We start from the raw sequence: 23987 nt of genomic DNA, 5'->3' as shown, positions 1-23987 counted from the left end.
ATGACGAATGTACGACATCAGGCTAGCGAGCCGCGATGTATATCGCCACCCTGATGCTGCTTGGCTCCGGAGAATTGGGACGCGAATTCACCATTGCCGCCAAGCGGCTGGGCTGCCGGGTTATCGCGTGCGACCGCTATGACGATGCCCCCGCAATGCAGATGGCCGACGCCCGCGAGGTGTTTTCGATGCTCGATGGTGCCGCGCTGCGCGAGGCGGTGGAGCGACACCGGCCCGACTATATCGTTCCGGAAATCGAAGCAATCGACACTGCGGCGCTGGCGGCACTCGAGCTAGAAGGGTGGACAGTCGTCCCGTCGGCCAAGGCGGCGCAGCTGACGATGAACCGCGACGGCATCCGCGACTTCGCCGCCCAGGAACTTGGCCTCACCACATCCGCCTATGTCTTCGCCGAAAGTCGCGACGAGGCGATCGCCGCCGCAATCACGGTCGGCCTTCCGGCGGTGGTCAAGCCCGTCATGTCCTCGTCGGGAAAGGGCCAAAGCGTGGCCCGAAGTGAGGATGAACTTGGCAGCGCCTGGGATTATGCCGTCGCCAATATGCGCGGCGACCGGCCACGAGTCATTGTCGAGCAGTTCATCGCATTTGACAGCGAGATCACCCTGCTGACCGTGGCGACAAGGGGCGGGGTTCTGTTCTGTGAACCGGTTGGCCACCGCCAGGAAGCCGGTGACTATCGCGAAAGCTGGCAGCCCGCGGCCATTCCCGAGACCGCGCTCCAATCCGCCCGCGAACAGGCTGCCAAGGTCGTGAACGCGCTGGGCGGGCATGGTCTTTTCGGCGTCGAATTCTTCATTGCCGGCGACCAGGCGATCTTCTCCGAACTATCCCCGCGCCCGCATGACACGGGCATGGTCACGATGATCAGCCAGAACCCCAACCAGTTCGAACTTCACCTTCGCGCTATCCTGGGGATGCCTATCCCGGCGATCGACTTCGCCGGCCCTTCGGCCAGTGCCGTTGTCCTCGCCGACCGTGAACATCGGCATTTCACCTTTGGCGGCGTTGCCGAGGCGCTCGCGACCGGCGACGAGGGCCACCCGGTCGAACTGCGCCTGTTTGGCAAGCCCAAGACGCTCAACAACCGCCGCATGGGCGTGGCGCTTGCCCGGGCTGCCGATGTCCGCGGCGCCAAAGACCGCGCGATCGCGGCGGCCGCGAAGGTAACGATCCGGTACCAAGGCTGATGCTTGCATAAATATGCAGTAATTTGCATATAGCTCCAATGATTCGTGCAGCAATCCTGGGGGCTTCCGGTTATGTCGGCGGCGAGTTGATGCGGCTGATCGCCGGCCATCCGGCGATCAAGGTCGGGGTCGCATTCGGGGCGTCGAGCGCGGGCCAGCCGGTGTCGTCCGTCCATCCCCACCTCGCCCTCGCCTACGCGTCCGAACATTTCGCCCGGTGGGATCCCAAGAAGCTGCGCGGCTGCGACCTGATCCTTGCCGCCCTGCCGCATGGGGAGACCCAGAGATTGGCGGATCAGCTGGTCGCCGCCGACCTGCCGATCGTTGACCTCGGCGCTGACTTTCGGCTGGACAGCGCCGAACAGTTCGAGCGTTGGTATGGCGAGCCGCACGCCCGGCCCGACCTGCTTTCGACGTTCGTCTACGGATTACCCGAATTTCACCGGGAGGAAATCCGCGGAGCGGCGCGGGTCGCTGCCCCGGGCTGCTACCCCACCGCGGCAAGCCTTGCCCTGCGCCCGCTGATTGAAGCGGGACTGGTCGAACCGACCGGCATTATCGTCGACGCCGCATCGGGGGTCAGCGGCGCCGGTCGCGGCGCAGGCGCCGGAACCCATTTTTGCGCGGTCGACGGGAACTTCCGCGCCTATGGATTGCTCGGACATCGCCATACCGCGGAAATGGAGATGATGACCGGCGCCTCTATCCTGTTCACTCCCCACCTGGCATCGCTTAGCCGCGGCATTCTTGCCACCTGCTATGCGCAGGCCCGGCAGCCCGGCGATCCTCTGCAAGTGCTACGCGACGCCTATGCCAATGAGCGTTTCGTCCATGTCGGGGAAATGCCGCCGGAAACGAAATGGGCAGCCGGCTCCAACGCGGCCTTCCTCACCGCCCGCTACGATGAACGTACCAACCGCATCATCTCGCTGGCGGCGATCGACAATCTTGGCAAGGGCGCGGCTGGGCAAATGATCCAGTGCGCCAACTTGATGCTGAACCTGGACGAGGCCGCGGGCCTGTCGACGATGGGAATCTATCCATGAGCGTGACTGCCGCCCAAGGGTTCGTCGCCTCGGGCCACCATGCCGGGATAAAGACCGGCGGCCGCCGCGACGTTGCGCTCCTCGCGACGGCGGACGGCAAGCCCGTCCCGACCGCCGCGGTTTTCACTACCAACAAATTCCGAGCCCCACCGGTCGAAGCGAGCATGGAGCGGCTTACGGCAACCGGCGGAATGGCCGCGGGCGTGATCGTCAATTCGGGCAATGCCAACGCGGGAACCGGCGCCAAGGGCCGCACCGACGCCGAGGCGATGTGCGATGCCGCGGCAAGCGCGATCGGCTGCGCGAGCGACGCGATGCTGGTCTGTTCAACCGGTCTGATCGGCTTTCGTCTTCCGATGCGCAAGATTCTCGGCGCCATCCCGACGCTTGGCAAAACGCTGTCGGCCGATGGCCACCGGGACGCCGCAAAAGGCATCCTCACCACCGACACGCGGCCCAAGGAAGCCGTGGCCGAGGGTGGCCACTGGTCGGTCGGCGGCATGGCCAAGGGCTGCGGCATGTTGGCGCCCAACATGGCGACGATGCTCGCCTTCCTCACCACCGATGCCGAGCTGTCCCCGGCGGAATTGCAGCCGATCCTGTTCCGCGCCGCCGACGCCACATTCAACTCGCTGATCACCGACGGCGCGACGTCGACCAACGACACGGTCATGCTGTTTGCCAGCGGCAAGCGCGGTCGCCCGGCCGACATCAGCGCCTTCGAAGACGGCGTGCGACAGGTATGCGAAGAACTGATGCTGCAAATGGCGCGCGATGCGGAAGGCATGACCAAGCTGGTCGTGATCCGTGTCACCGGCGCTGCCAACGACGCCGAAGCGCGCAAGGTCGCCCGCTCCATTGGCAACAACCAGCTGATCAAGTGCAGCTGGTACGGCTCTGATGCCTATTGGGGCCGCCTGCTGGCCGAAGCGGGGTCGTGCGGCGTCGAATTCGCCACTGAGACATCGAGCGTCGCCTATGGCGGAATTGGCGTTGCCAAGGCCGGCGTCGAGGTTCCGCACGACACCGAGGCGGTGTTCGCCCATATGAAGGGCAGCGAGATCGATATCCTCGTCGACCTTGGCCTCGGTACGGGCAGGGGACGCGCTGTCAGCGTTGACCTAGGTCCCGGCTACATCAAGGAAAATGCGGCGACGTCATGATCAACACCAACGACACCGCGCGTATCCTGATCGAGGCGCTGCCCTACATCCGCCGCTTCACGGGCAAGACGATCATCGTCAAGGTCGGCGGCCTGCCGATGACCGATCCCGATCGGATGCGGAGCCTGGCGAAGGACATCCTGCTGCTCCATTCGGTCGGTATCCGCCCGGTACTGGTTCACGGCGGCGGGCCGCAAATCGACGTCGAAATGGCCAGGGCGGGAATCGACGTGAAGCGGGTCGACGGCCTGCGCGTTACCGATGCCGACACGCTCGATATCGTGCGCATGGTGTTGGTCGGCAAGACCAATCGCGACCTCGTGGCCGCGATCAACGCGTTGGAGCCGGTGGCGATCGGCGTGGCCGGGGAGGACGGTCGCCTGCTCGAGGTCGAGCCGATCGATCAGCGGCTCGGCTATGTCGGGAGGGTCACCAAGGTCCGCGGCGCATTGCTCCACGATTTTCATGACGACGGGCTGATTCCGATCGTCTCGACGGTCGGCGCGGATCGGTTGGCCCAACCCTATAACGTCAATGCAGACGACGCCGCCCGGGCGATCGCCGTGGCGATGGGTGCAGAGAAGCTCATCTATCTGACCGCTACGCCCGGACTTCTTGCCGACCCGAACGATCCGCGCAGCCTGATCCATCGCCTGACCGCCGCCGACGCGCGCCGGAGGATTTCCGACGAATCGGTAACCGGCGGGATGATTCCCAAGCTGACCGCCTGCGCCGAGGCGGTCGAAGGCGGTGTCGGCAGCGCCCACATGATCGACGGCCGTGCGGAACATGCCATTCTGGTCGAACTGTTCACCGACGAGGGTATCGGCACCATGATCAGCACGGAGCTACAATGACCCCGGTCGGCAAGACCCAGCGCCAGCTGATGATCGCGGACTGGCTCCGCTCCGGGCGCGTCGGCAGCCAGGAAGAGCTGGTTGCCCGCCTGTCTCTTGCGGGTATCGCCGCGACCCAGGCTACAGTGAGCCGCGACCTGCTGGAACTCGGCGCGTTCAAGCTGAAGCGCGATGGGTCGATCCGCTACGTGATGCCCGACCAGATCGAGGCGGACCATGCAGCGGCAAAGCTGGACCGGCTGCTCGCCGAGTGGGTCGATACGATTATTCCGTGCGGAAACATGCTGGTGCTGAAAACGCCGCCCGGATCGGCCAACCTGGTCGCCAACGCCCTTGATGCAGCGCGGATCGACGCGATCGCCGGGACCCTGGCCGGCGACGACACCATCTTCGTTGCCTTGGTCGATGGCGCGGACAATGCCGCCGTGGTCGACCTGTTGCATCGCAAGCGCGCCGGAGCTTAATCGCCGCCACACGCGTTGGCGGGATGAAGGAGAAGAGCATGAATCGCCTGGCCTTGCTGGTTGGAACGGCGCTGGGGCTTGCGGCCTGCGGCGATAGCGCGACGCCGGAACCGCCACTGCAAAACGACATCATGGTGCGTAGCGAGGCGCAGAAGCGGCTGATGAAGCTTAACGACCTCGACCGCGCGATCGCACTCAAGCGGGCGATCTCGGATCAGGGATTGCGCTGCGCCCGGCTGGTGTCGACCGGCTATGTCACCCGCTTTCGCGACATGGACATGTGGACCGCGACCTGCAGCGACGACCGGCAATGGGCCGTGTTCATCGGCGGCAATGACAGCGTCCAGGTTCGCCTGTGCAAAGACAATGAAGCCGTCGGCCTCCCGGCGTGCGAAATTCAGCCCGGCACCGAGGGCGGCACCGGGCTGGAGAATCTGGCCGGCAATCAGGCGGGCTAGTCCCGCCTAATCACATTTGCGGGTTTCTTTATATTCGCCTGCTGCCGACTTTTCCTTGATCGTCAGGCACTTGCCCTGGCGGATTTCTTCGCGCCAGCTGCCATCGGCATTGACCTGCCGTTGGCCCTTGGGGACGCGCTTGCCGTCCTTGATTTCCCAGTTGAAGCTTTTCGGCGTCGCCTGGTCGGCGGGCTGGGCCTGGGCGTAGGCAGCCGAGGCCGCGGTCGCGGCAAGCGCAACCAGTCCAACGCCAGCGATCATCTTCCATGTGCGAGTCATTTTACTCACTCCTTGGCCTGCACATTGGACGAGCCGAGCTTAACCCGCGCTGAAACGTGCATTCACCCAATAACGCGCGAATCTCCCGAATTTTTCCTGACGGGCAATGGAAAAAGCCCCCGCCCCATCTCGGAGCGAAGGCTTTTCAACCGCTGAACCGCAGGTGGGGCGTTAGCCTTGGCGCGCCTTGAAGCGGCGATTCGTCTTGTTGATGACGTAGGTCCGGCCGCGACGACGGATCACCCGGCAATCGCGATGACGCGACTTCAGCGACTTCAGGGAATTGCGAATCTTCATGGCCGGAACGCCTGCCTTCGTAAGTTTGTGTTGTCGGGTGGGTTAAACCGGCGGCTCACCTATGGCGAGGAGCCGCGCAAGTCAAGGTCGAGTGGACGGATTTGCCGGCGCGCGCGGCCCGTTCGGATTGAAACGATCACCAAAATAATTCCCTGCGAGCCATAGTGGCCGCTGCGGGGCGTCCGCCATTGTCCGGGCGATTCGATAGTTGAGCAGCGCGTACCGGGCGCCGGCTTGCCAGTCGATCGCCTGTGAAAGGTCGTCCTGCGGCGAATGGTAGACCTTGTTCAGATAGGCTTGCCAATGAGCCTTTCCGCCATTGCCGTGACCGGTCATCAGCAGCACCGCCGGAACCCCGCGGCGAACAAACCGATAATGGTCGGACCGGGTGAAGATCGCCTCCTCCGGCATGGGATCGGGGCTGACGGCGATACCCATCGCCTGGCCTGCCGCCGCGACCGCCGCGCCGATTGTCGAATGGTCGGCGCCGAAGGCGATGACGTCGGTGAAGGGGTATAGAAGCAGCGGCATGTCGAGATCGACAAGGCCAACGATGCTTTGAGCAGGCACGGTCGGGTGAGCAGCGTAATAGTCGGCGCCGAGCAAACCTTGTTCCTCGCCGGTATTGGCAACGAACAGGATCGAACGGCGCGGCCGCTGCCCGGCCTGGGTGAAATGCCGCGCGGCCTCAAGCAGCGTGGCGATCCCCGCCGCATTGTCGAGCGCGCCATTGTAGATCGCGTCCTCGCCCGGCTTGGCGTCACGCCGCGTGCCAAGATGATCGAGATGGGCAGTCAGCACGACATGCTCGGCTGCCAGCGCGGGGTCCGACCCCCGCAGCAGTCCGACCACCTCGGGACTAGTGAAATCCTCCCACTTGGTCTGTGCCTCGACATTGATCAGCGGGCGCAGCGGAAAGCCGCGCAGGCGCGCGTTTCGCTTCCCATCTTTGGCCTCCTTGCGCACCGCATCCAGCGACCGCGGCGCCCCGTCAAACAGTTTGGCGGCCCATTCCCGCGAAAGGCTAACGTTGACGGCCAAGCCCGCCGGACTCAATCCCGCCTGTCCCTTGGAATCCACCCAGTCGATCAACGGACGGCCGCCCCTTGCGGCCGGGTTGAACCCGCCGCTGCTGTTCCGGCCGATCTCGATGATCCCGATCGCGCCAGCCGCCGCAGCGAATTCTGCCTTGCTGCCCGAAAGGTGGGCCTCGATGTCGCTTGGCAGACCGGAAGGCGTACCGGTCAACACCACCGCCACCTTCCCCTTGAGGTCGAGCCCTGCATAATCGTCGAAGCCGAGCTGCCGATCGGTCAGGCCATAACCGGCGTACACCATCCTCGCGCTCAGCGTCCGCAGCTTCTGGGTGACGCTCGGCCTGACCGCTGCGTCCTTCCCTGCGACCAGCGGGACCGTCCGCCCATCGACGGTCAGCGAAATCTTCGGCTGCTTTTCATAAGATGCGCGGCGGAACGGGACTTGCTGGAACCAGCTTCCCTTGTCGCCGGCCGGTTCAAGGCCCAACGCCCGATATTGGGAGGCGACATAATCCGCGGCAATGGCATAGCCCCGCGACCCGGTGTCGCGGCCTTCCAGCCCGTCGGATGCAAGAAATTCGACATGGGCCTGGATCCGGCGCGCCGACGACTGATCGGCGACCGGCGGCTGGGCGGTGACGAGCTGTTGGGCGCCCGCGGTCGCACTCAGTGCCAGGAACGCGGCGGCAAAATAGGTCTTCATGGCTCACTCCGGCCTGTAACGGGCGGTAAGCCGCCAATCCCTGTGACTGCTAGTCGAGCGGTGCGGCAAGTGCCAGTTGGCGCCGCCGGCCTTTTCGACCAACGGCGGGTTTGCCGAGCGCCTCTTGCTTCTCTATCAGGGCCGCCGTCTTCCCAAACCAGCCACTAGGGGCACCGATGACCATTACGATTTCCAGTGCGTTCGACGCCGGCAACATTCGCGTCGTTGGACAGCATGGCGACACGGTCGAGCTCGAGATCGTCAAGGATCATTTGAGCGACTTCCACCAGTGGTTTCACTTCCGCGTTGCCGGGGGCGGCGGTCGGGAAGTGACGCTGAAGATCACCAATTGCGGGAGTGCCGCCTATCCCGATGGCTGGCCCGACTATAAGGCCTGCGCCTCGATCGACCGCGAGGATTGGACCCGCATTCCCGGCACCAGCTACGCCGACGGCACGCTGACCATTCGCTTCGTTCCCGAGACTGATTGCGTCTGGATCGCCTATTTCGCCCCCTATTCGATGGAACGGCACCACGACTTGGTTTCGACCGTCGCCGCGCTTCCCGGCGTGGAGTACCGCAGCCTCGGCAAGACCACCGACGGGCAGGACATCGATTGCCTGACGATCGGCGAAGGCGACCTTACCGTCTGGCTATACGCCCGCCAGCATCCTGGCGAAACGATGGCCGAATGGTGGATGGAAGGCGCGCTGGAAAAGCTCACCGATCCCGACGATCCCGTCGCCCGGGTCCTGCGCCGCGACTGCACTTTCCACGTCGTTCCCAACATGAACCCTGACGGGTCGCGCCGCGGTCATCTTCGGACCAACGCCGTGGGCACCAACCTCAATCGCGAATGGCATGCGCCGACCGCGGAAAAGAGCCCCGAGGTGCTGTGCGTCCGCAACGCAATGGACGAAAATCCGCCCGAGTTCGCGATGGACGTCCATGGCGACGAGGCGATCCCCGCCAACTTCCTAGCCGGCTTCGAGGGCATCCCCTCGATCACCGAGCGCCAGACCCGCCTGTTCCGACTGTTCAGCGACACGCTGGAACGCATCTCGCCCGACTTCCAGAGTAGCAAGGGCTATGAAGTGGCCAAGCCGGGTGAGGCCAACATGTCGATGTCGACCACCCAGCTGGCCGAGCGTTACGGCTGCGTGTCGATGACGCTGGAGATGCCGTTCAAGGATAATTTCGATCTACCCGACGAGCTGTATGGCTGGAGCCCGGAACGGTCGAAATATCTCGCTGGCGCCTGCCTCGATTCGCTCCACGCCATCCTGCCCGACCTCAAGAAGGCCCGCGCGCCCAAGGTCAGGGCCGCGGACAAGGTCGACGCCTGATGCCGACGTTAGTACTACTGCGGCACGGCCAGTCGCAGTGGAACCTTGAGAACCGCTTCACCGGTTGGTGGGACGTCGACCTTAGCGACCAGGGAATCGACGAGGCCCGCGAGGCCGGGCGAATGCTCAAGTCCAAGGGCTTTGAATTCGACCGCTGCTTCACTTCACTGCAGACCCGGGCGATCCGCACGCTACACCTGGTGCTGCATGAACTCGGCACGCTGTGGCTACCGGTCGCCAAGGACTGGCACTTGAACGAGCGCCACTATGGCGGGCTGACCGGGCTCAACAAGCAGGAGATGATCGACAAGGTCGGCGCCGAGCAGGTGCTGATCTGGCGCCGTTCATTCGATATCCCGCCGCCGCCGCTCGACGCCGACAGTCCCTGGCAGCTCGCCGGCGACCGCCGCTATGTCGGGATTGACGTTCCCGACAGCGAAAGCCTGAAGGACACGATTGCCCGGGTGCTTCCCTATTACGAGGCGGAGATCGTGCCGGCGCTCCTTCGCGGCGAGCGGGTGATCGTTTCCGCCCATGGTAATTCTCTGCGCGCGCTTGAAAAGCATCTGTCAGACATCGCCGACGATGACATCGTAGGGCTGGAAATCCCGACGGGGCAACCGATCGTCTATCAGTTGGACGACAATCTGTCGGTTCGCGACCGCTACTACGCCAGCGAGCGCTAGGCCGCGGCCTTCACCCGGTACATCGCCTTGTCCGCGCGGGCGAGAACAGTCACCGGCGAATCACCCTTTTCGATCAGCGTTACCCCAACGGCCACCGACAGGGGCATGGCCTGGCCTTCAAACATGAAGTCCTCGCCGGCGATCAGGTCAACCAGCCGCTCGGCGATCTCCAGCGCGCATTGCTCGTCGGCATGGTCCAGCAAAACGCAAAATTCGTCGCCGCCAAGACGCGCGACGCAATCATTGGCACGGGTCCCCTGGACCAGCTTTTCCGCGACATTCACCAAGGCCGCATCGCCGCCCATATGGCCGAAACTGTCGTTGAGGATCTTGAGCCCATCGAGATCGACGAACAATACCGCTGCAGGCGTTCCGTGACGATCATGCCTGGCGATCATGCGTTCGAGTTCCCGCATCATGCCGCGCCGATTTGCGATTGGGACCAGCGCATCGCGATGGGCGAGGTGATCCAGTTCCGCAACGCGACCCTCCAGCCGCGTTACTTCGTGCTGAAGCCGCGCTATTTCTTCCAGTAACTGGCCTGCTTCTCGCTGTTCAAGCGATACGTCATGCATCGATCAGCCCCCGCTAACCCACGCCGCAATAACTGATTTTTGTGACAATGTGGATTCCTTCGTTTCGCCCCTGTCCCGGATTGCACCAGCCGCTCCGCCGCTTTAAGCCTCCGGCTCCTGCTCAATCGAGCCGAAAAGGGGCTGCGAATGTCCGATCCGCTGGTCGGGATCATCATGGGAAGCAATAGCGACTGGGAAACCATGCGCCATGCCGCCGAGACGCTCAGCGCGCTCGGCGTCGCGCATGAGACCCGGGTTGTCTCCGCTCACCGCACGCCGCAACGGCTCTATGACTATGCGCAAGGCGCCAAGGGCCGAGGACTTAAGGCGATTATCGCCGGTGCCGGGGGCGCAGCGCACCTGCCCGGCATGGCCGCGTCGATGACCGAGCTGCCGGTGCTTGGCGTTCCGGTCGAAAGCAAGGCGCTGAAGGGCATGGATAGCCTGCTGTCGATCGTCCAGATGCCTGCCGGGATCCCCGTTGGGACGCTGGCGATCGGCAAGGCCGGCGCGGTGAACGCCGCGCTGCTTGCCGCGGCAATGCTTGCAACGGCGGACGACGCGCTTGCGGGCCGGCTTGCCGACTGGCGGGCGCGTCAGACCGAATCCGTCCCCGACCGGCCGGAATAAGCCCATGCCCATCGCGCCCGGCGCCACCATCGGGATTATCGGCGGCGGCCAGCTGGGCCGGATGATGGCTCAGGCCGCGGCCCGGATGGGTTACCGTTGCCATATCCTCGACCCGCATGAGGCGCCGTGCGCCGCCGAAGTCTCAGACCGCTTTACCCGCGCAGACTTCGACGACGAAGAGGCCCTGCGCGCGCTAGGCGAAGCCTGCGACGCGGTAACCTACGAGTTCGAGAATGTCCCCGTTGCCCCGCTGGGGGTGCTTGGCGCCAAACTCACTCCCGGCACCCGCAGCCTGGAGGTGGCGCAGGACCGCGCAGTCGAAAAGAGGTTCATCGAGCAGTGCGGCGCCAAGGTTGCACGCTGGCACGGGATCGACGGGACGCGGGATATCGTCGCCGCAATCGCCGAGCTTGGGGCGCCGGTGCTGATCAAGACGCGCCGCCTCGGCTATGACGGCAAGGGGCAGGTCTGGGTGCATGCACCGGGCGATGCCGAGGCCGCCTGGGACGAGATCGGCCACCAGCCCGCGGTCGCCGAGGCCCGAGTCGCTTTCGATAGCGAATTTAGCTTGGTCATTGCCCGCAGCCGGTCCGGCGAGGTGCGGGCCTTCCCGCCGGCCCGCAATCATCATGAAGGCGGCATTCTGCGCCTCTCGACAGTCCCGGCAGGACCGGACATCGACGCTCACGCCGAGCTGGCGCTTGGCTGGGCGACCGCTATCGCCAATGCGCTCGATCATGTCGGCGTGCTGACCGTCGAATTTTTCGCGACTCCCGACGGCCCGCTGGTCAACGAAATCGCGCCGCGCGTCCACAACAGTGGTCACTGGACGATCGAGGGCGCCTTCACCTCGCAGTTCGAACAGCATCTTCGCTGCGTCCTCGACCTGCCGCTCGGCGATGCGTCGCTGGTCGCGGCCGGGGCGAAGATGGAGAATCTGATCGGTACCGATGTCGAACGCTGGGCCGATTTCCTCGGCGAAGGAAACGCCGCGTTCCACCTCTACAACAAGGGCGAAGCGCGCGCGGGGCGGAAGATGGGACACATTACGCGCGTGACGCGAGGAGCGTAGGCCCAGCCAACCCTGTGCAAGGCTCAAAACCCAACTTAGTTGTTAAATTTGCGTTTATCGCGTAGACGCCGCCACTTCGCTTGAGACTGAGCTCCAACGTTTACCGAGGGAGGTCCGATATGTCGAAACTAGCGTACGCCATGATGGCAATATTGTGCGTCACGGGATCAGCGGTCACCGCCGACGTGCCCCGCACCCAACCCGACCAGGCCCTGCAGCAACTAGCACGGCAACTCGAACCCTATCGCGATGTCGCCTATGCGACGAGCAACGGCTACATCCAGGCTTCGCCATGCGAAGCCCATCCCACGCTTGGCGCGATGGGCCATCATTATGTCCGACCGGATCTTCTGGGCCTTGGACCGCCGGTCAATGGCCGGGTCAACGGAACGGGGACCTACACGGGCGTAAACCCGCCTGCGATCCTGCTCTACGTGCCCGACGGGCAAGGCGGTTTGCAACTTGCCGGCATTGAAATGCTGGTGTTCGCCGCGGCTTGGGATGCGGCCAACAATCATCCGCCGATGTATCGTGGCCGGGCCTATAATTACATGGCCGACGATCCCAACACGGCCCAGGACGAAGCGCATGGTTTCATGCCGCATTACGACCTGCACGTTTGGCTGTTCGAGAATAATCCCAGCGGCCTTTACGCCCAATGGAATCCGGCGCTGAGCTGCGGGGTCGGGACGTTCCGGCACGTCCACGAGTGAAAGTGAGTGCCGCGATCGCCTAGGCGATCGCGGCACATCCTTCCGTCCTTATCGAGGCTGGACCACCTCAACCGGCATGCCAAGCTTGTCGAGCTGCGGCTTTACCTTGGCGGCGTCGCCGACCACGACCCACACCCAGCCCTTGGGATCGACCGTGGCGCGAATAGCTTGGTCGAGGCTGGACGAAGTGTAGCTGCGATACTTGGCAGCCAACGTTTCCTGATAGTTGAGCGGACGGCCATAAAGGTCATTCGACATCATCGCCGACAAGACCGCGCTCGACGTTTCATACTGGCCCGGAAGCCCGCTGACGCGGTTGGCGATCGTCCGGCCCAGTTCCTCGCTGGTGACCCCCTTGCCGCCGAGGAAGCTGCCGACCTGTTCGTTCAGGGCGACGATCGAATCCCCGGTGCGGTCCGCCTGGACCGGCGCCGAGATGACATAGGGCACAGCCTTTTCGCTAAGCTGGGCCGAGCCGCGAACGCCATAGGACCAGCCCTTGGCTTCGCGCAGGTCCATGTTGATGCGCGACAGGAAGTTTCCGCCGAGCACGTCGTTGGCCGCCTGCACCGCTTCGATGTTGTCGCGGGGATCGGCCGGGGTGAGCTGCCCGCCGACAATCACCGACTGGGGCGAGTCCGGACGGTTAACCAGCACGATCCGCGGCGACGCCGGTCGGGCCGGTGCTGCCCCGAAATTCTTGACGCCGGCCGGCACCGCTGGCGCCGCCCACTGACCGAACTGTGCGTCAATCAGCGGCTGAATTTCGCTCAGCGGGCGATCCGACACGACGAAGATCTTCATCCGGTCGGGCCGCAGCCACCGGTCCTTGAACGTCGCCAGGTCATCGCGGCTGAAGCGGGCAATCGCCGCTTCGTCGCCGCCCGCCAGCACCGCATAGGGGTGGTCGGTGCCGAACAGCAGCGACGGCAGGATCCGCTGGGCAATGCCGTTAGGGTCCTTCTGGATCTGTTTGATCGCAGTCAGCCGCTGGGTCCGGACACGTTCCAGTTCATCGGCCGCGAACGCCGGGTTCTTGACGATATCGCCAAGCAGGCCGAGCGACGGGCCGAGGTTCGCCGACAGCGCCGACATGGTCACCGTCGAGCGGTCGAGCGAACTGCCCGTGTCGATTTCGGCGCCAAGTCGCTCCTGCGCTTCGGCAAGCTGCTGCGAGCTCATGCTGGTGGTGCCCTCTTCCAGCATGGTCATGACCATCGACTGGAGGCCGCGCGCGCTATTGGCATCGGCTGCTTCACCAGCGTTGAACGACAGTGCCATCTGGGTAATGGGCACCGCGCTGCGCTGGGCGTAGTGCATTTCCACGCCGTTCGAGAGGCGGGTGACGGTGACGTCCGGGAAGTCGAGCTCGGAAAGCTGGCCGACCGGCGGAAGCTCGCGCTTCGGGCCTGGCTTAGCGGCCCTGGTGTTGGGATCGATTTTCTTGCCGCCCTTGGCCGCAACCGACTTGGCTTCCTCATAAGGCGCGCGCTGCCCCGGCTCGAGGGTCAGCGAGAAGGCCGGCTTGGTCAGCCACTGCTGCATGGTCGAGCGAATGTCGGCCGGGGTGATCGATGCATAGGTCGCCAGATTCTTGGCATACCAGTCGCTGTCGCCGGTATAGGTCTGGCCTTCCGCCAGCGTGACGGCCTTGCCGCCAAACCCGCCGACCTGTTCCAGCCCGCGAATCCGCCCGGCGACTTCGTCTACCGACGCGCGGCGAACTTCATCTTCGGTCGGGCCGTTGGCAATATATTCGGCCATCAACTGGTCGAGCCGCTGTTCGACCACCGCTGGATCGACACCCGGCTTGACCGTCGCTGAAACGTTGAACACGCCGACGCGCTGGAAAGCGAACAGGCCTGCCGACACCGAGGTCGCGATCTTTTCCTCGCGGACCAGCTTCTGGTCGAGCCGCGAGCTGGCGAGGCCGCCGAGCACCGAACCCCCGACGTCGAGGGCGACCAGCTGCGGGTCGAGCAGGCCCGGGACCGGCCAGTAGCGGCTGACCGAAACGGCTGCGACATTGTCCTTCATCACCATCGACTTGGGCGCTCCGAGCACCGGCACGGTCGCCTGCGCCGGCTCATTGACCGGGCCGCGCTTGATGTTGCCGAAATATTTCTCGACCATTGGCCGGGCCTGGGCGGCGCTGATGTCGCCGGCCAGCACCAGGACCGCATTGTTCGGACCATAATTGTCGACGAACCAGTTACGGACGTCCGCCATACTGGCGGCATCAAGGTCGGCCATCGAGCCGATTGGCGAGTGGCGATAGGGGTGACCTTCGGGGAAAAGGGCCTTCAGCACTTCATAGAAAACCAGGCCGCCCGGACGATTGTCGCCCTGGCGCTTTTCATTCTGGACGACGCCGCGCTGGTTATCGAGCACGCCTTGCGAGACCGCGCCGAGGAGGTGCCCCATGCGATCGCTTTCCATGAACAACACCCGTTCCAGCGCGCCGGTCGGAACCGTCTGGAAATAATTGGTGCGGTCGAAATTGGTCGTGCCGTTGAGATCAGTTGCGCCGATCTGCTGGAGATATTTGAAATAGTCGCCCGGCAGGTTTTCGGTGCCGTTGAACATCAGATGTTCGAACAGGTGGGCAAAGCCGGTCTTGCCCTTCGGCTCGTCCTTCGAACCGACATTGTACCAGACGCTGACACCCACAACTGGCGCCTTGCGATCCTCATGGACCAAGACGGTCAGGCCGTTTTCAAGCGTGAACTTTTCGTGCGGAATGCTGACTTGGCGAACCAGCGAGGTGACTGGCACCGGCTCGGCCGGCACCGCGGCGGCCTCGACGGGCGCAAGCGGCGCAACCGAGGCTTCGGGCGCCGGCGTGGTGGCGCAAGCCGCCAGCATGGACGCGCTGGCAAGCAGAATGGATAAGCGACGATCTACTAAACGCATGAAAAAGCTCCCCAATGATCAGCGGGGAACCCTAAAGCGACTCTGACGCGATGCAATCGCCTTCTGCCAACGGCGGGTTAGGGTCGACGAACGGCGCGGCGGAAACAGAGTCCGCCGCGCACTGTTCATGTCCGGCTCACCTTGCTTGCGGGGCCGCCGCCGAGGCATTTTCTGGAAGGCCGCCGAGCTGGCTGACCAGCTTGGTATAGGCATCGAGATAAGCCAGCACGATGACCTGGCCGATCTCGGTATTCTGATATCCCGACGCGCCGGCCGCGGCGAACCCGCTCCACCAGCCGCCGGCCCCACCGGCGCCCCAGCTGATGTCCTTCTTGCGGGCATAGCCTTCGACGACCATTTCCTCGGTCGTGCGGGCGTCGACCACCGAAAGAGTGACGCTGGCCTCGCCCTTCTTGACGTTGATGCCGCCGGCGATGCCGCCGACGAAACGGCCGGCGCCGCCGAACAAGCCGCCCAGCGCACCGGCCGCGGCGCCGACGCCGCCGCCGCCCGAATTGCGGTTGGCGGTGACGATGTTCGGTTCAAGGAAATAATCGGCGGCCTTGACCTGGCCCTTACCGAGGTTGGAGCCCTTCTGGAGCTCGCCTTGGTCCGCCAGCGCGCGTTCCATCGCCCGGCTCTGCATCGACCGGCCGCGGTTGACGATCGTGAAGCAGCGCGACTGCTGGACAAACACCTTGATCACCGCTTCCGGGCTGCCGAGGCTGAGCTCGCGCCACCATTGCGTTTCGGGCTCGACGATCGCCAGCACGCCGAGCGGGCGCGCGCATTGCGGGATTTGCTGAGTCGCGTTGCTCTGCATGTTGCGCGATTGGCTGGGCTTGGTGTTGCTGGTCTGCGCATGGGCCGGAACAGCGAGCGACGCCGATGCCAGCAGCAGGATTGATAGACGAAGCATTGGCTACCCCCATTAATTAATCGTGGCAGCCCCGTAACAGCTTGCGTCGCGCGATGCGAGCGCTCCCGTCGGAAGCTGGAGCCGGTTCGTCGACGCCGGGGCGCGCCACTGGCCCAAAGCCCCGCGCTCTGCTAGGCCGCCGCTCAATCCCTTTATTCCGAGCCCCATCACGTGCCCAACCCATTGAATCTCATTCGAAATTTTTCGATCATCGCGCATATCGACCATGGCAAGTCGACCCTTGCCGACCGGTTGATCCAGCGCACCGGCGGTCTCACCGACCGCGAGATGACCCATGGCCAGATGCTGGACAATATGGAGATCGAGCAGGAGCGCGGAATCACCATCAAGGCGCAGACCGTGCGACTCAAATGGAAGGCCGCGGACGGCCAGACCTACACGCTCAACCTGATGGATACGCCGGGCCATGTCGACTTCGCCTATGAGGTGAGCCGCAGCCTCGCCGCCTGCGAAGGGGCGCTGCTGGTGGTCGACGCGGCGCAGGGGGTCGAGGCGCAGACGCTCGCCAACGTCTATCAGTCGATCGAATATGATCATGAGATTGTCCCGGTCATCAACAAGATCGACCTGCCCGCGGCCGAACCCGAAAAGGTCCGCCACGAGATCGAGGACATCATCGGCCTCGATGCCTCCGACGCGGTGCTCGCCTCGGCCAAGTCGGGCATCGGCATCGACGAGATTTTGCAGGCGATCGTCGACAAGGTCCCGGCGCCCAAGGGCGACGCCTCGGCACCGCTGAAGGCGATGCTGGTGGACAGCTGGTACGACCCCTACCTCGGCGTCGTCGTGCTGGTCCGGGTGATGGAAGGCGTGCTGAAAAAGGGCCAGCAAATCAAGTTCATGCAGGCCGGCACCACCCACCTCGTCGACCGGGTCGGGTGCATGACCCCGAAGATCGAACAGTTGAACGACCTGGGCCCGGGCGAGATCGGTTTCATCACCGCGCAGATCAAGGAAATCAGCGAGGCCCGCGTCGGTGACACCATCACCGACGCCAAGCGGCCCGCCGCGGCCGCGCTGCCCGGCTTCAAGGAAGTCCAGCCGGTGGTCTTCTGCGGACTGTTCCCGACCGACGCGGCGGAGTTCGAGAAGCTTCGCGACAGCCTTTACAAGCTTCGCCTCAACGACGCCTCTTTCAGTTTCGAGATGGAAACCAGCGCGGCGCTGGGCTTTGGTTTCCGCTGCGGCTTTCTCGGTCTCCTTCACCTGGAAATCATCCAGGAGCGGCTGACCCGGGAATATGACCTCGACCTCATCACCACCGCGCCTTCGGTGGTCTACAAGATGCACCTGTCGCATTCGAAGAATGAGGAAGCCAAGACGATCGAGTTGCACAACCCGGCCGACATGCCGGATCCCAACCGTATCGAGAGCATCGAAGAACCGTGGATCGAAGCGACCATCTATACCCCAGACGAATATCTCGGCGGAATCCTCAAGCTGTGCCAGGACCGGCGCGGAATCCAGAAGGAACTCACCTATGTCGGCGGCCGCGCGCAGCTCAAATACGAGCTTCCGCTCAACGAGGTGGTGTTCGACTTCTATGACCGGCTGAAGAGCATTTCGAAGGGCTATGCCAGTTTCGACTATGCGCAGGTCGGCCACCGCGAGGGCGACCTCGTCAAGATGAGCATCCTCGTCAACGAGGAGCCGGTCGACGCGCTGAGCATGATCGTCCACCGCGGCACGGCCGAAGCCCGCGGCCGCGGCATGTGCGAGCGGCTGAAAGACCTCATCCCCCGCCACCTGTTCAAGATTCCAATCCAGGCGGCAATCGGCGGCAAGGTCATCGCCCGCGAAACGATCAGCGCGATGCGCAAGGACGTCACCGCCAAATGCTACGGCGGTGACGCGACCCGGAAGCGCAAACTGCTCGACAAGCAGAAAAAGGGGAAGGCGAAGATGCGGGAATATGGCTCCGTCAGCATCCCGCAGGAGGCGTTTATTGCCGCGCTGAGGATGGGGGACGAAGGCTAAGGTTCCGGCGGCTCGCTAGCGCCGTTGGAAGATTGCCGGTTCCGGAATCCGGTCTCGTCCGTTCGCGAAGCTCGCCTGGCCCAACCCTTCCCGGCGTCAGGCCTCATGCTCATTGAGAAACTGCGTAATCTCCCTTACCACCGCGCTCAGCGCCGGCCGATAGACGGCAAACCCCATGTGGCGGGTGTCGATTTCGACCGCCTTGTCGACTTCATGGGCGCGGCCGCGCGCAGCCGCGGGGGCGACGATGCCGTCCTTGCGCGACCATAGCGCCAAGGTCGGCACTTGGGGCTTGCAGCGATAATGCTCGAACGGCGGGGCATCGACGTCATGCCCCGCGATCCATTCATAGATTTCCCGGACATTGGTGTTAGTCTTGAGATCGCCGCTGAACGGGCTTCCGAGCGTCACCACCGCGCGCACCCGTTCCGGCTCGCGGCAGGCGATTTCCCGAGCGAACATCCCGCCCAGGCTCCACCCGACCAGCAGTACCTTGCGCCCATGCTCCTCATGAAGCGCGCGCAGTCGGTCGGCCAGCAGCTCCATAGTATTCGCCTTGGCGCCGGTATTGATGCCCAAAAGCCAGGGGTGCGACCGCCAGCCAGCCCGAGCCAATGCTCGACGCAACTCCATCGTCGTGCGGTCGGTCGCGAGGAACCCGGGGATTACCAGCGCCGGCGGCCCATCCTCCGGCCCGCGCGGGCCCAACGGGCCAAGCCCGCTCAACATGCGCGGAAAATGCCAAGCGACTTCGCGCAAGCGATGCCAGGCCGACGGCGCAAGGTCGTCGGCGCTGCGGCGGCCCGGGATGGGCGCAAGCGGGTAACGGTCCCACTTCATCTCTTCAACATGGGATCAATTCGTTACCGGAACAAGAATCAAGCGCCGATTATCCGAGCGATTTCAGGAAGCTGTCGATTTCGCGCACCACCTGCCGGGCGGTCGCCCGGCTGACCCCGAAGGCCATATGACTGCAATGCATTTCGACAGATCGATCGCTTTCGGCCTCCAGTCCCCGCGCGGCGGCCGGTGCGACGATCCCGTCGGCGCGGCTCCAGAAGGCGATAGTCGGCACCGGCGGCTTGTCGGTTACCCTTGGGATCGGCGGATTGTCGACCGGATGGCCCGCGACCCATTCGTAGAGCCGCCAGACATTGTTCCAATGCGGATCGCCCGAAAAGGGGCTTCCAAGGCTTGCGACCGCCCGGACCTTGTCGGGATGGCGTCGCGCGACTTCGCGGGCAAATACGCCGCCGAGGCTCCAGCCGACCAGCAGGATCGATTCGCCGCCGGCGACCTCGTCAATCCGCGCGGTGATCCTTTCGACCGTGTCTGCTCTTGCGCCGAGGTTCCAGCCCTGGGCCCAGGCATGCGTGTGCCAGCCGCCTTCGGCCAGCGCCCGGCGCAGCTCCATCGTCGTCCGGTCGGTGGCGAGGAAGCCGGGGATGACCAGCGCCCTGGGCCCCGTTTCCGGGCCGCGCGGGCCGAGGTGGCCGAAGCCGGTCGCCATGCGGGGAAGCAGCCAGGCCGCCTCGTAAAATCGCCGCCAGGCAGCCGGCGGGATTTCGTCGGACCTAGAGATATTCGTCCCCGCCCATCAGGTCACGCAACGCCGCCGGCAACCTCACCCGCCCATCGGCGGTCTGATGGTTTTCCAGCAGGGGCACGAGGATCCGGGGCGAAGCCAGCGCGGTGTTGTTGAGCGTATGGGCAAAGCGTACCTTACCCTCGGCGTCGCGGTAACGGAGGTTCGCGCGCCGCGCCTGCCAATCGTGCAGGGTCGAGCAGCTATGCGTCTCGCGATATTTGTCGAGGCTCGGCACCCAGCTTTCGATATCGTTCATGCGATATTTGCCGAGCCCCATGTCACCGGTCGACGTCTCGATCACCTGGTAGGGAATTTCCATCGCCTGAAGCATGTCCTCGGCAAGGCGAAGCAGGGTCGCATGCCATTCGGCCGACATTTCCTCATCGGCCTCGCACATAACCCATTGTTCTACCTTCAGGAACTGGTGGACGCGTAGCAGGCCGCGTACGTCCTTGCCCGCGCTTCCCGCTTCGCGGCGGAAGCAAGGGGAATAGCCGGCATAAAGGATCGGCAGCTTTGCCCCATCGACGATCTCGCCCGAATGGAGCGAAGTCAGCGCCACCTCCGCGGTGCCCGCGAGGAAGGCGTCGTCGTTGGGCAGCGCATAGGTTTCCTCGACATGGCCGGGAAACTGGCCCTGGTTGAGGAACGCCTGTTCGCGGGCGATCGCCGGAACGGTGATGGGGGTGAAACCCGCCGCGGCGATGCGGTCGAGCGCCCAGCCCATCAATTTGGTTTCGAGCAACGCCAACCGCCCCTTGAGGCAGTAGGTGCGGCTGCCCGACACCTGGACGATGCGGCTGAGGTCGGCCCATTCATTCTTTTCGATCAGTGCCACATGATCGAGCGGTTCGAAGTCGAACTTCGGTACCGCGCCTTCGGAACGGATGACCGTGTTGAAGCTTTCGTCCGGCCCGACCGGCGCGCCGTCCCAGGGAATGCCGGGAAGCTTGAGCATCAGCTGCTTGAGTTCGGTCTCCTTCGCGCCGAGCTGCGCTTCCAGCTCCGACGCCTTGGCCCCGGCAGCCTTGGCCTCCGCTCCGAGCGCGGCTTTCTCCTCTGGCCGGGCATCTTTGAACCTGGCGCTGATCGCGTTGCGGCTGGCGCGCAGATTGTCGATCTCGGTCTTGAGCGCCCGGGCATCGCCGTCGAGCGCAAGCAACGCATCGAGGTCGAGCGTAACGCCCTTGTCGCGGATCGCCCGTTCGACCGTCGGCCGGTTAGCCTTGATAAAATCCATTCCTAACATGGGCGCGCAGTGGGGCAAAAACATAGGCGCTGGCAAGGCCTCGAAACCACGGCTAACGCTTCGCGACCACTTTGGGAGGAAGTCTATGCCGTCCGGCTTGATTGCTTTGCTCGACGACGTTTCCGTGATTGCCAAGCTCGCCGCCACAAGCATCGACGACATCGGTGCGGCGACGATGAAGGCCGGGACCAAGTCGGCGGGCGTGGTGATCGATGACACAGCCGTAACGCCGCGCTACGTCACCGGCTTGTCGCCCGACCGCGAGCTTCCGATCATCTGGAAAATCGCCAAGGGCAGCATCAAGAACAAGCTGTTCTTCCTGCTTCCGGCAGCCCTGGCCCTATCGGCGTTCGCGCCCTTCCTGATCACTCCGATCCTGATGGCCGGCGGCGCCTATCTCGCCTTCGAGGCGACCGAGAAGATTCTCGAGGCGATCGCCCACGACCAGCATGCCGTCGAGGAGCTGCTTCAGGCCGATACGCCCGAGGAACTGGAGGAGCGGCAGACATCCGGCGCGATCCGCACCGACTTCATCCTGTCGGCGGAGATCATGGCCATCGCGCTCAACGAATTGAACGGCATGGGCTTAGTCCAGCAGGCGGCGGCGCTGGCACTAGTCGGCCTCGCGATCACAGTCGCGGTCTATGGCGCTGTCGGGCTGATCGTGAAGCTGGACGATATCGGCCTCCACCTTGCCGAGCAGCCGAACGGAGCCTCCCGTGCGCTAGGGTCCGGCCTGGTGCGGATGGTGCCTCGGCTGCTGAAGGCATTGTCGGTGATCGGAACGGCGGCGATGCTGTGGGTTGGCGGTGGAATCTTGCTCCATGGCCTCGAGGAACTCCACATCATGGAAGCCGTCCCCCACGCCATTCACGGCGCGGCGCATGCGATTGGGGAAGCCGTCGGCGGCGGCGGGTTCGGCGCGACGGTCGAGTGGATCGCCAACGCCATCGGCGCCTCGATTGCGGGCGCGATCATCGGCGGGCTGGTCGTCTTGGTCGTCAAGCAATTCCACAAGCCCAAGCCGGCGATCGCCTGAGCGATGCACTGGCTGCTGGTCTTCGTCGGCGGCGGGCTGGGCGCGATGGCGCGGCATGGGATGGGTCGGGCCGGGCTAGCGCTGCTTGGCCCCGGCTTTCCTTGGTGGACGATTGCGGTGAACGTCTCGGGCTGTTTTGCGATCGGCCTGCTGGCGGGCCTGTTCGGGGTCCAGGAGGCCGGTCAGAACCTGCGCCTTTTCCTGATCGTCGGCTTCCTTGGCGGCTTCACCACTTTTTCGGCCTTCAGCCTCGATGCGTTGGCGCTGTGGGAGCGGGGCTCGCCGCTCCACGCCCTGTTCTATGTCGCGGCAAGCTTGGTCCTGTCGCTCCTCGCCGCCGCCATTGGCCTTCTCGCCAGCAGGCTGGCCTAACGCCTTGCGGGCAATGGGCTTCGGCCCCATGTCCTGCAGACCGCTTTGAAGGAGCTAACCGTTCATGGCCGACGCGCCCGCCATCCCATCGCTTCCTCCTGAATATGTCGTGCCAAAACAATGGAAATGGGAGCGGCCAAGCGGCGGACAATTTGCCAATATCAACCGGCCCATCGCCGGGGCGACGCACGACAGGGAGCTACCGGTCGGCAAACATCCGCTGCAGCTCTATTCGCTTGGAACGCCCAACGGGGTGAAGGTCAGCATCATGCTGGAGGAGCTGCTGGCTTCGGGTCATGAAGGCGCGGAATATGACGCCTGGATGATCGATATCGGCGAAGGTGACCAGTTCGGATCAGGCTTTGTCGAACTCAACCCGAATTCGAAGATCCCGGTGCTGCTCGACCGGAGCGATGCTGCCGATTCGCGCCGCATATTCGAGAGCGGCTCGATCCTGTTTTACCTTGCCGAAAAGTTCGGGGCGTTCCTGCCCACCGATCCGGCGGAGCGAACCGAGGCGCTCAACTGGCTGTTCTGGCAAATGGGATCCGCCCCCTTTCTCGGTGGCGGTTTCGGCCACTTCTACGCCTATGCCCCGGTGAAGATCGAATATGCGATCGACCGTTATGCGATGGAGGTGAAGCGACAGTATGATGTGCTCGACCGGCTGCTTGCCGACCGGCGGTTCATCGCCGGCAACGATTATAGCATCGCCGATATTGCCATCTGGCCCTGGTATGGCGCCGTCACGCTGGGCGAAGCCTATGGTGAAGCCGCGACATTTCTGGGCACCGACCAATATCGTCACGTGATGCGCTGGGTCGAGGAGGTGGCGGCCCGTTCCGCGGTCCAGCGCGGCCGACGCGTCAACCGCCGGCCGACCGAACGGCACCCGGATTTCATCACCGAACGGCACAGCGCCGCCGATCTCGATTGATCAGGCGAGGTAGCCCGCCAATGCGCCGCGAGAAGGCTGTGCCGGCTTGCGCCTGGCCTTGCGAATCCAGAAGCTCCACGTCGCGAGCGAGCCGAGCAGGCCGAGCCCTGACACGGCGACCTGGTCAATGAAGGCCTTGCCACTGACGAGGTCAACGGTCAGCGGAAGGGCGGTGATTGGAAGGCGGGTGCGCGTTCCGGTAGCGATGATCGCCTCATCTTCGCCCTTGGGGCCAACCTCAGCCGCGGGATCGACGGCCGGTCCGGTCGACGGGGACGCAAGGGCTGGAACGGAGACGGAGAGAAACAGCGCGGCGGGCGCCGCACGCAACAGGGAACGCATCAATCACCCCTTCAATCAATGTCGGAGCCGCAAGGTTAATTGAGAATGATTATCAATAGCCGTATTGCAGTTATCGTGCTTCGTTCATCTGGCGCT

Annotated in this window: 26 protein-coding genes; 16 read left to right on the top strand and 10 right to left on the bottom strand. The window is 64.2% G+C overall.

What is annotated here, in order from left to right:
- Positions 1 to 35 precede the first annotated feature (35 nt).
- From purT to FMM02_RS06705, 6 genes are read left to right on the top strand one after another with little or no spacing between them, the layout of a single operon-like run.
- Positions 36 to 1208: a formate-dependent phosphoribosylglycinamide formyltransferase gene (purT, locus tag FMM02_RS06730; protein ID WP_147494129.1), complete on the top strand. Its 1173-nt coding sequence runs from the start codon at positions 36 to 38 to the stop codon at positions 1206 to 1208.
- A gap of 38 nt (positions 1209 to 1246) precedes the next feature.
- Entirely contained in the window at positions 1247 to 2254 is a 1008-nt protein-coding gene (gene argC / locus FMM02_RS06725; RefSeq protein ID WP_147494128.1) for an N-acetyl-gamma-glutamyl-phosphate reductase, read from the top strand.
- Complete coding sequence (gene argJ, locus FMM02_RS06720; protein WP_147494127.1) at positions 2251 to 3417, top strand: bifunctional glutamate N-acetyltransferase/amino-acid acetyltransferase ArgJ; 1167 nt, start codon at positions 2251 to 2253, stop codon at positions 3415 to 3417. Before argC ends, argJ begins: the two co-directional genes overlap by 4 nt.
- Positions 3414 to 4274: an acetylglutamate kinase gene (gene argB, locus FMM02_RS06715; protein WP_147494126.1), complete on the top strand. Its 861-nt coding sequence runs from the start codon at positions 3414 to 3416 to the stop codon at positions 4272 to 4274. Before argJ ends, argB begins: the two co-directional genes overlap by 4 nt.
- On the top strand, positions 4271 to 4738 hold the full coding sequence (locus tag FMM02_RS06710; RefSeq protein ID WP_147494125.1) for an arginine repressor: 468 nt from the start codon (positions 4271 to 4273) through the stop codon (positions 4736 to 4738). The genes argB and FMM02_RS06710 overlap by 4 nt, the downstream gene beginning before the upstream one ends.
- A gap of 38 nt (positions 4739 to 4776) precedes the next feature.
- Complete coding sequence (locus tag FMM02_RS06705) at positions 4777 to 5196, top strand: hypothetical protein (protein WP_147494124.1); 420 nt, start codon at positions 4777 to 4779, stop codon at positions 5194 to 5196.
- Positions 5197 to 5202: 6 nt separating this feature from the next.
- Here the strand turns inward: FMM02_RS06705 and FMM02_RS06700 are convergent, their stop codons facing one another.
- The 3 genes from FMM02_RS06700 to FMM02_RS06690 all read right to left on the bottom strand — a co-directional run bounded on the left by FMM02_RS06700 (position 5203) and on the right by FMM02_RS06690 (position 7512).
- Positions 5203 to 5475 carry a hypothetical protein gene (locus FMM02_RS06700; protein WP_147494123.1) on the bottom strand — a complete coding sequence of 91 codons (273 nt, stop codon included), beginning with the start codon at positions 5473 to 5475 and terminating at the stop codon, positions 5203 to 5205.
- A 171-nt stretch (positions 5476 to 5646) separates the two neighbouring features.
- Entirely contained in the window at positions 5647 to 5772 is a 126-nt protein-coding gene (gene ykgO, locus FMM02_RS06695; RefSeq protein WP_006833921.1) for a type B 50S ribosomal protein L36, read from the bottom strand.
- 81 nt (positions 5773 to 5853) lie between these two features.
- On the bottom strand, positions 5854 to 7512 hold the full coding sequence (locus FMM02_RS06690; RefSeq protein ID WP_147494122.1) for a M20/M25/M40 family metallo-hydrolase: 1659 nt from the start codon (positions 7510 to 7512) through the stop codon (positions 5854 to 5856).
- 176 nt (positions 7513 to 7688) lie between these two features.
- On the opposite strand from FMM02_RS06690, the gene FMM02_RS06685 reads away from it, so the two are divergent.
- Both FMM02_RS06685 and gpmA read left to right on the top strand, forming a co-directional pair.
- Entirely contained in the window at positions 7689 to 8858 is a 1170-nt protein-coding gene (locus FMM02_RS06685; protein WP_147494121.1) for a M14 family metallopeptidase, read from the top strand.
- Positions 8858 to 9544 (top strand): 2,3-diphosphoglycerate-dependent phosphoglycerate mutase, encoded by a 687-nt coding sequence (gpmA, locus tag FMM02_RS06680; RefSeq protein ID WP_147494120.1) that lies wholly within the window; start codon positions 8858 to 8860, stop codon positions 9542 to 9544. Before FMM02_RS06685 ends, gpmA begins: the two co-directional genes overlap by 1 nt.
- Here the strand turns inward: gpmA and FMM02_RS06675 are convergent.
- Positions 9541 to 9960 carry a GGDEF domain-containing protein gene (locus FMM02_RS06675; protein WP_281288894.1) on the bottom strand — a complete coding sequence of 140 codons (420 nt, stop codon included), beginning with the start codon at positions 9958 to 9960 and terminating at the stop codon, positions 9541 to 9543. The genes gpmA and FMM02_RS06675 overlap by 4 nt on opposite strands.
- Here FMM02_RS06675 and FMM02_RS11370 point away from each other — a divergent pair.
- From FMM02_RS11370 to FMM02_RS06660, 4 genes are all read left to right on the top strand, one after another.
- Positions 9928 to 10080: a hypothetical protein gene (locus FMM02_RS11370; protein ID WP_246104874.1), complete on the top strand. Its 153-nt coding sequence runs from the start codon at positions 9928 to 9930 to the stop codon at positions 10078 to 10080. The two genes, FMM02_RS06675 and FMM02_RS11370, sit on opposite strands and share 33 nt — an antisense overlap.
- Before the next feature lie 186 nt (positions 10081 to 10266).
- Positions 10267 to 10749 carry a 5-(carboxyamino)imidazole ribonucleotide mutase gene (purE, locus tag FMM02_RS06670; RefSeq protein WP_147494118.1) on the top strand — a complete coding sequence of 161 codons (483 nt, stop codon included), beginning with the start codon at positions 10267 to 10269 and terminating at the stop codon, positions 10747 to 10749.
- A 4-nt stretch (positions 10750 to 10753) separates the two neighbouring features.
- On the top strand, positions 10754 to 11821 hold the full coding sequence (locus FMM02_RS06665; protein ID WP_147494117.1) for a 5-(carboxyamino)imidazole ribonucleotide synthase: 1068 nt from the start codon (positions 10754 to 10756) through the stop codon (positions 11819 to 11821).
- A gap of 119 nt (positions 11822 to 11940) precedes the next feature.
- Positions 11941 to 12534, top strand: coding sequence for a hypothetical protein (locus FMM02_RS06660; RefSeq protein ID WP_147494116.1), 594 nt, complete (start codon positions 11941 to 11943; stop codon positions 12532 to 12534).
- Positions 12535 to 12582: 48 nt separating this feature from the next.
- On the opposite strand, the gene FMM02_RS06655 is transcribed toward FMM02_RS06660, so the two are convergent.
- Positions 12583 to 15399 (bottom strand): M16 family metallopeptidase, encoded by a 2817-nt coding sequence (locus FMM02_RS06655; RefSeq protein ID WP_147495004.1) that lies wholly within the window; start codon positions 15397 to 15399, stop codon positions 12583 to 12585.
- 184 nt (positions 15400 to 15583) lie between these two features.
- The gene (locus tag FMM02_RS06650; protein ID WP_147494115.1) at positions 15584 to 16366 is read right to left on the bottom strand and encodes a CsgG/HfaB family protein; all 783 of its coding nucleotides are present in this window, start codon (positions 16364 to 16366) and stop codon (positions 15584 to 15586) included.
- Between the two features lie 171 nt (positions 16367 to 16537).
- On the opposite strand from FMM02_RS06650, the gene lepA reads away from it, so the two are divergent.
- Positions 16538 to 18364 (top strand): translation elongation factor 4, encoded by a 1827-nt coding sequence (gene lepA / locus FMM02_RS06645; protein ID WP_147494114.1) that lies wholly within the window; start codon positions 16538 to 16540, stop codon positions 18362 to 18364.
- A gap of 96 nt (positions 18365 to 18460) precedes the next feature.
- Here lepA and FMM02_RS06640 read toward each other — a convergent pair whose 3' ends face one another.
- The 3 genes from FMM02_RS06640 to serS all read right to left on the bottom strand — a co-directional run bounded on the left by FMM02_RS06640 (position 18461) and on the right by serS (position 21192).
- Positions 18461 to 19204, bottom strand: a complete 744-nt coding sequence (locus FMM02_RS06640; protein WP_147494113.1) for an alpha/beta fold hydrolase — start codon at positions 19202 to 19204, stop codon at positions 18461 to 18463.
- 49 nt (positions 19205 to 19253) lie between these two features.
- A complete protein-coding gene (locus FMM02_RS06635; protein WP_147494112.1) occupies positions 19254 to 19874 on the bottom strand; it encodes an alpha/beta hydrolase in 621 nt (206 codons plus the stop codon).
- 64 nt (positions 19875 to 19938) lie between these two features.
- Positions 19939 to 21192 carry a serine--tRNA ligase gene (serS, locus tag FMM02_RS06630; RefSeq protein WP_222703805.1) on the bottom strand — a complete coding sequence of 418 codons (1254 nt, stop codon included), beginning with the start codon at positions 21190 to 21192 and terminating at the stop codon, positions 19939 to 19941.
- A gap of 94 nt (positions 21193 to 21286) precedes the next feature.
- On the opposite strand from serS, the gene FMM02_RS06625 reads away from it, so the two are divergent.
- From FMM02_RS06625 to yghU, 3 genes are all read left to right on the top strand, one after another.
- On the top strand, positions 21287 to 22240 hold the full coding sequence (locus FMM02_RS06625) for a DUF808 domain-containing protein (RefSeq protein WP_147494110.1): 954 nt from the start codon (positions 21287 to 21289) through the stop codon (positions 22238 to 22240).
- A 3-nt stretch (positions 22241 to 22243) separates the two neighbouring features.
- On the top strand, positions 22244 to 22612 hold the full coding sequence (crcB, locus tag FMM02_RS06620; RefSeq protein WP_147494109.1) for a fluoride efflux transporter CrcB: 369 nt from the start codon (positions 22244 to 22246) through the stop codon (positions 22610 to 22612).
- Between the two features lie 64 nt (positions 22613 to 22676).
- Complete coding sequence (yghU, locus tag FMM02_RS06615) at positions 22677 to 23549, top strand: glutathione-dependent disulfide-bond oxidoreductase (RefSeq protein WP_147494108.1); 873 nt, start codon at positions 22677 to 22679, stop codon at positions 23547 to 23549.
- On the opposite strand, the gene FMM02_RS06610 is transcribed toward yghU, so the two are convergent.
- Complete coding sequence (locus tag FMM02_RS06610) at positions 23550 to 23891, bottom strand: hypothetical protein (protein ID WP_147494107.1); 342 nt, start codon at positions 23889 to 23891, stop codon at positions 23550 to 23552. It abuts the gene before it with no gap.
- Positions 23892 to 23987 lie beyond the last annotated feature (96 nt).

The sequence above is a fragment of the Sphingomonas xanthus genome (genome assembly GCF_007998985.1).
Classification (GTDB): domain Bacteria; phylum Pseudomonadota; class Alphaproteobacteria; order Sphingomonadales; family Sphingomonadaceae; genus Sphingomicrobium; species Sphingomicrobium xanthum.
This window is presented reverse-complemented; position numbering and strand designations above follow the sequence as displayed.